Genomic DNA, 509 nt, shown 5'->3' with positions numbered 1-509 from the left:
AAGGGCGCGATCGTCGCGGCGAGCCGTGCAATGGCCGCGGATCTTCTGCCCGAAGGAATCCGGGTCAACTGCGTCAATCCCGGCACGGCGGACACGCCGTGGGTCGGGCGCCTCCTGGCACAGGCGGACGACCCGGAGGCGGAGCGCGCCGCCCTGGCGGCACGTCAGCCCAGCGGTCGGCTGGTGACTCCGGCGGAGGTAGCGCACGCGGTGCTGTCACTGGCCAGCCCGTTCGCCGGCTCGACGACCGGCATCTGCCTCACCGTCGACGGGGGCCTGCAGGCCCTCCGGATCCGACCAGCCGCGCCTGCCGAGTAGCTAGGACATCGCAGGCGTCCTGCTTCACCGCAGCGTGGGTGGCTGTGCGGGCGTAGGCGAGCCTTCACGCCCTCCGTCGCCTTCCACCTCAGCCCCCACCACTTGCATACTGACTCGATCCGGAGATGTTGCTTCATGCTGATCACGCGGTACCTCGACTCACGTGGTAGACCAGCGGTGGGCCTTCAGGA

Annotated in this window: 1 protein-coding gene; it reads left to right on the top strand. The window is 69.7% G+C overall.

Annotated elements, in window-relative coordinates; translation table 11 throughout:
• The coding region (locus ABD194_RS21055; RefSeq protein ID WP_343995183.1) for an SDR family oxidoreductase at positions 1–318 on the top strand (318 nt) is incomplete at its 5' end.
• Positions 319–509: the final 191 nt, after the last annotated feature.

Origin of the sequence: Terrabacter terrae (assembly GCF_039529575.1) — a bacterium.
GTDB classification, from domain to species: domain Bacteria; phylum Actinomycetota; class Actinomycetes; order Actinomycetales; family Dermatophilaceae; genus Terrabacter; species Terrabacter terrae.
Note: the sequence above shows the minus strand (reverse complement) of the source record. Positions and strands in the feature narration are given on the sequence as shown.